This window comes from Micromonospora sp. D75, from assembly GCF_018070405.1.
GTDB lineage: Bacteria > Actinomycetota > Actinomycetes > Mycobacteriales > Micromonosporaceae > Micromonospora > Micromonospora chalcea.
On the sequence record NZ_JAGPXV010000492.1, the window covers coordinates 1 to 4,663 of the forward strand.

The 4,663-nt window shown below is 76.8% G+C and carries 4 protein-coding genes; 2 read left to right on the forward strand and 2 right to left on the reverse strand.

Annotated features, from left to right (window positions below; translation table 11 throughout):
- Positions 1–2,129: Hsp70 family protein (locus KBX39_RS23910; RefSeq protein ID WP_210872600.1), on the reverse strand; the 2,129-nt coding region annotated here is incomplete at its 3' end.
- A gap of 130 nt (positions 2,130–2,259) precedes the next feature.
- Here KBX39_RS23910 and KBX39_RS23915 point away from each other — a divergent pair.
- Positions 2,260–2,907 carry an MOSC domain-containing protein gene (locus tag KBX39_RS23915; protein ID WP_043328945.1) on the forward strand — a complete coding sequence of 216 codons (648 nt, stop codon included), beginning with the start codon at positions 2,260–2,262 and terminating at the stop codon, positions 2,905–2,907.
- A gap of 7 nt (positions 2,908–2,914) precedes the next feature.
- On the opposite strand, the gene KBX39_RS23920 is transcribed toward KBX39_RS23915, so the two are convergent.
- Positions 2,915–3,424: a hypothetical protein gene (locus KBX39_RS23920; RefSeq protein WP_113974824.1), complete on the reverse strand. Its 510-nt coding sequence runs from the start codon at positions 3,422–3,424 to the stop codon at positions 2,915–2,917.
- A gap of 80 nt (positions 3,425–3,504) precedes the next feature.
- Here KBX39_RS23920 and KBX39_RS23925 point away from each other — a divergent pair, with 80 nt between their 5' ends.
- Positions 3,505–4,536 (forward strand): questin oxidase family protein, encoded by a 1,032-nt coding sequence (locus KBX39_RS23925; protein ID WP_210872602.1) that lies wholly within the window; start codon positions 3,505–3,507, stop codon positions 4,534–4,536.
- Positions 4,537–4,663 lie beyond the last annotated feature (127 nt).

The window sequence follows — 4,663 nt, forward strand, 5'->3', positions numbered from 1 at the left end:
TCGTCCAACCGCAGCCCGACCAGGCGCTCGCCGGCCCGGTCCACCCGGACCACCGTGTCGGCCCCGAAGAACAGCGCGTCGTCGCGGCCCACGTCCGTCTGCCAGCGCTGCTCGCCGGAATCGCCATCGAGCACCGCGAGCACGCGCGGAGTGCCGCTGCCGGTGGCGTCGCCGAGGACGAGCAGCCCGTCGGGCAGCGCCCGGATCCCCGCCCACCGCTGCGTGGCCGCGTCGGTCCGCTTCTCCCAGACCGTCCTGCCGGTGGCCGCCTCGACGGCCGTCACGTGGAGGTGGTCGTCGGGCAGCGAACGGGCCAGGTAGGCGCGCTCCCCGAGCGTCGCGGTGAACATCTGGCCCGGCCGCGTGTCACCGGCGGCCACCGTCCTCACCAGCTCGGCGGTGTGGAAGTCCAGCGCCGGGTGCCGGTCCCGGAACACCCAGAGCAGCACCGACGCCGACACGGCGACGACCACGAGACCCGCGCCGAGCGCGATCCACCGGCCGCGCCGGGGCCGGCCGCCGCCGGGCCGGACACCGCCCGGAGCGGGGGAGAAAGGTGCCCCGGGTACGCCGGGACCGGGCCCCGCCGGCTGCCATCCACCGCCGGGCGGTGGCATCCCGGGGACGCCGGGTCCGGCGTGGTGCGCGGCGGGCGCTGCCCCCGGCGGCACGAAACCGGGGGCGCCCGGAGTGCCGTCGTACCTCGGGTGCGGGACCGGACCTCCGGCGAGCGGCGTGCCGTCGTACCTGGTGGCGGGGGTCTGCGGGACGGGCCCGTCGGCGACCAGCGTGCCGTGCGGTCCGGCGGAGGCCGCGTCCGTACCGCCGAGCGGCGCGGTCGGGTTCGTCCTGGTCGCACCGGCGGGGACCGTGGCGGCGCTCGCCGTGCCGGCGTCGGTCCCGCCCGGCGCGGGCCCTGTCGGTTCGGGCTGCGTGGGCGCGGGCTGGGCGGACGCCAGCTGGACCGGCGCGGCCGGGCGCCCGGACCGGCGGGGCAGCGGCAGGTCGGTGAGCGCGCCCTCGGCGACCGGCATCTCCGGCTGCTCCAGCACCGTCGGCGCGATGCCCAGCTCGGCGTGCAGCAGCCGGGCCACCAGCGGCACCCGGGTCGACCCGCCGACCAGGAACAGGCCGCTGAGCTGCTCCGGTCGCAGCCCGGCGGCGGCGGTCACCTCCCGGGTCTCCGTCACCGCCCGGGCCAGCAGCGGCGCGGCGAGGCGTTCGAAGTCCTCCCGGGGCAGCGGCACCGCCGCCTCCACCCCCGGTACGGCCACCGGCGCCACCATGGCCCGGGACAGCATCTCCTTCGCGCCGCGCACGTTGTCCCAGAGCTGCTGGCGGTCCCGCCGCTCGGCGGTCGTCGTCGCCTCGGTCAGCCGGGCCCACTCACGCGGGTGGGCCGGGCCGACCAGCTCGCCGAGCCGCCCGAGCAGGGCCGCGTCCAGGTCCAGGCCGCCGAGGTCGGGAATCCCGCCGGTGGCGACCAGCTGGAAGCCGGAGTCGCCCCACGGGTCGGCGCCCTCGTTGCGCAGCACCGCCACGTCGAGCGTGCCGCCGCCGAAGTCGAACACCGCCACCGAACCGCCCACCGGCACCGGCCGGCGCAGCACCTGCGTGAAGTAGCGCGCCGCGGCCACCGGCTCGCGCAGCAGGCGGGTGCCGGGCGCGATCGGCCCGGCCAGCGTGTGCTCGGCCGCGGCCGGCCAGCCGGCGAGTTCCAGCGCGTCGTGCAGCACCTGACGGCGGGCCGGCGTCCAGGCCGCCGGGTGGGTGACCACCGCCGGGGGCAGCATCCCGACCGCCGCCACCGCCGCGTCCGCGACCGCGCGCAGCGTCGCGGCCAGCAGCTCCGCCGGCCGGTACGCCCGCCCACCCAGCTCGACGGTCTCCTCGTCGACCCGGCGCTTCGGGTTCGGCTCGTAGCCGGCCGGGTCGGCCTGCGCCAGGCGCTGCGCGTCCCGCCCGACGTGCAGGTGACCGTCCGCGTCGGCGTACACGCCGGACGGCAGGATCGGATGGCCGTCGACGAGCACCGGCCGGGTCCGCCCGTCCGGCCAGCGCAGCACCGCCACGGTGTTCGAGGTCCCGAGGTCCACGCCGAGGGCGAAACCGTCCTGCTGGCCTGCCATCCGCGGCTACCTCCACCACCCGACGAGGATGTCCGGCCCGCATCGTACGCAGGCCACGCCGCCTCGCCGTTCACCCGGCCCGGGGGAATGGACTGGCCCGTCCGGCCCTGCGCCGCATACCGTCGCCGTCATGAGGGTGATCTCAGTCAACGTGGGCCGACCGCAACCGAACCCGTGGAAGGGCATCGGGGCCACCGGCATCGACAAGCGGCCCGTGGACGGCCGGGTCGCCGTCACCGCGCCCGGACCGAAGGGCACCGGCGATGTCGGGCTGGCCGGCGACCGGGTCTACGACGTGGCCCACCACGGCGGCACCGACCAGGCGGTCTACGCGTACGCGCGGGAGGACCTCGACCACTGGGAGGCCGAGCTGGGCCGCCCGCTCGCCGACGGCAGCTTCGGCGAGAACCTGACCACCAGCGGGCTGGACGTCAACGGCGCGCTGATCGGCGAGCGGTGGCGGATCGGCCCGGACCTGGTGCTGGAGGTCACCTGCCCGCGCATCCCCTGCGGGACGTTCCAGGGGTGGCTGGGCGAACGCGGCTGGATCAAGCGGTTCACCGAGGAGGTACGGCCCGGGGCGTACCTGCGGGTGGTCACGCCGGGCAGCGTCGGGGCCGGCGACCCGGTCGAGGTCGTGCACCGGCCCGGCCACGACGTGACGGTGGCGCTGGTGTTCCGGGCCACGACGCTGGAGACGGAGCTGTTGCCCCGGCTGCTGGTGGCCGACGCGCTGCCCGAGGAGGACATGGCGCGGATCCGCCGCCGCCTGTCCTGACCGGCCGTCAGGGCTGTCCGCGTCCGGTCCGCCGCCTGGCCGCCACCACCAGCCCGGCGGCGGCGAGCGCCGCCACCGTCGCGCCGCCGACGATCCACCAGGCAGGCGGTCCCGCGGCCCGCGTCCGCTCAGCCGTGGCGACGGACGGCGTGGTGGCCGCCGCCGGGCTCGACAGCTCGCGGATTCCGGCGCACACGCCGGTGGCGCCACCATACGAGTTCACCCGGTACCGGGTGCCGAGGCGGAAGGCGTAGCCGCAGGCGGCCTCGCCGGGCGAGACGCGCAGCGTGAGGCTGTTCCCGACCTGGGCGCCGCCCTTCTCGACGGACTCGACGGTGAGCCGGATCGCCCTGTCGGTCACCTGCGAGACGGTGCCGACGACGGTGCTGTCGGCGTTGGCGTCCTGTTCGGTGGTGGACCCGACGCACGAGCACGCCCACGCGGGTTTCGGGGGTGACATGACGACGACGAGGCCGAGAGCTGCCAGGGCGACGACAAGCAGAGCACGAAGTCTCATGGCCGCTTCGACGTCGTCCGATCCCCGCCGGTTCCGCGCCGCTTGACGTCAACCGGACTTCAGGTCGGACGCTTGCCGACGTGCTGAACTCCGTACTCGACGAGGCGTACGAGCGCGTACGCCACACCGGTCCCGAGCGCGACGGGTGGCTGTCCAACCACGTGCCGATGGCCGCGGAGGCGCTGGTGCGCCACGGCCACGGGCGGGCGGTGCACCGCTGGATCGACGCGTACGCCGACCGGCTGGAGGAACGCCCGCGCGGCATCCGGCGTATCGCACCCGCGGAGTGGCGCGACCCGCTCGGCGACCCGGTGCGTACCGGCGACTGGCTCGACCTCTTCGACCGCGAGCTGGCCGGCGAGCCGTGGCGCGACGTGCTGGCCCGCTGGTGGCCTCGCCTGTTGCCGGGCATCGCCGCCGGCGCCACCCACGGTGTCATCCGCGTCGGCCACGCCGTACGCGCCCTGCTCGACGCCGAGACCGGACCGCGGGTCACCGAACTCGGCCACGGGCTCGCCTACTGGGCCGCCCGCTGGCAGCCACTCGCGCCGCCAGGCACCGGACCGTACCCGGTGACAGACGCGCGGTCCGCGCTCGACGCGGTGCCGCGCGTACCCGACCAGCGGTTCGGCATCCGGTCCCGCCTGGCGCAACTGGCCGACCTGACCCGGTGGCCGGCGGTGGCGGCGGCGGTGCCCGGCGACGCGGCCGACGACGCGCCCACCCGGCTCGCGGCGGTCGTCGACGCCGCCGTGCAGCGGCACGGCACCCACGGGTACGCCGCCCCGGTCATGCTCGTGCACGCGGCGACCGCGCCGAACGCCGTTTTGCGGACGCTGCCGGCCCTGCCGCCGCCGCTGTGGCGGCCGAGTCTGGCCGCCGCCTGGGCGGCGACCGCCGCCGTCACCGCCGCCTACGCCCCGGTCGAGGCTCGTGCCCTGCCACCGGCCGCCGGGCCGGAACTCGGCGAGGCCATGGCGCGTGCGCTGGACACCGGGGACGCGCACGCGATCAAATTCATCGACACCCTGAGCGATGCGTACGCCCGCAGCGGTGACCCGGTCCTGCGCGCCGTCGCCGCCCGATCCGTCGAGCAGATCGCCGCCGACTGACCACCAGGAGAGCCGATGACCCCCGACGACGAAGCGTTCCTGCGCCGCGCCGTGGAACTCGCCGACCGGGCCGGCGCGTCCGGCGAGCGGCCGTTCGCGTCGCTGCTGGTCGGCGCGGACGGCACCG